We start from the raw sequence: 728 nt of genomic DNA, 5'->3' as shown, positions 1-728 counted from the left end.
TTCGTGTGCGTTAATGATTAGAACGTTACTCATGTTAACCCTTCAATATTTGGATGTTTACAGAGCGAATAATGATTTCGATGTCTTGCGGTTTATTATGGTTGCCTAGAATCAGACTGCATAGCATTGAGCCGTTTCTTTTTATGGAGAAAAACATGTTTTGGGTTGACGGAGAAAGCCAACAGACGATTGCTTTAAGCGATCGCTCTTTCCAGTATGGTGACGGCTGTTTTACCACGATGTTGACATTCGATGGTGAAATTAAGCATTACAATGATCACCAACAGCGCGTTAATGCATGCCTAGCAGCTTTGCGTATTGCGCCTTTAGATTGGAACCTTGTCGACCTATGGTTAAAGCAAGCACTGAGCTCAGTCTCTCAAGAGGAGCTTGGTGGTATTAAACTGCATGTAAGTCGCGGCTCTGGCGGGCGTGGGTATAGCCCTATGGGTGCAACTGGGCCTGTGGTGACGATTAGCACGTTTGCTTACCCAGAGCATTATTTAGAGTGGCAGCAATCCGGTGTACATTTAGGATTGTGTCAACATAAGCTTGGCCTCTCACCAATGCTTGCTGGACACAAACATAATAACCGTCTTGAACAGATCATTATGAAGGCCGAGATGGATGAGGCGGGCTTTGTTGATGGTATCGCATTAGATATCAAGGCTCAGGTTGTCGAAACCACGATGGCAAACCTCTTTTGGATTAAGGGCTCGCATGTTTAT

The 728-nt window shown here is 44.8% G+C and carries 1 protein-coding gene; it reads left to right on the top strand.

Going from position 1 to position 728, the window contains the following annotated elements; genetic code table 11:
- Positions 1-155: 155 nt before the first annotated feature.
- Positions 156-728, top strand: a 573-nt coding sequence (pabC, locus tag KIV40_RS32815; protein WP_285353554.1) for an aminodeoxychorismate lyase, incomplete at its 3' end; no start/stop codon positions are given.

It is taken from the genome of Vibrio sp. D173a (assembly GCF_030248475.1).
This window is presented reverse-complemented; position numbering and strand designations above follow the sequence as displayed.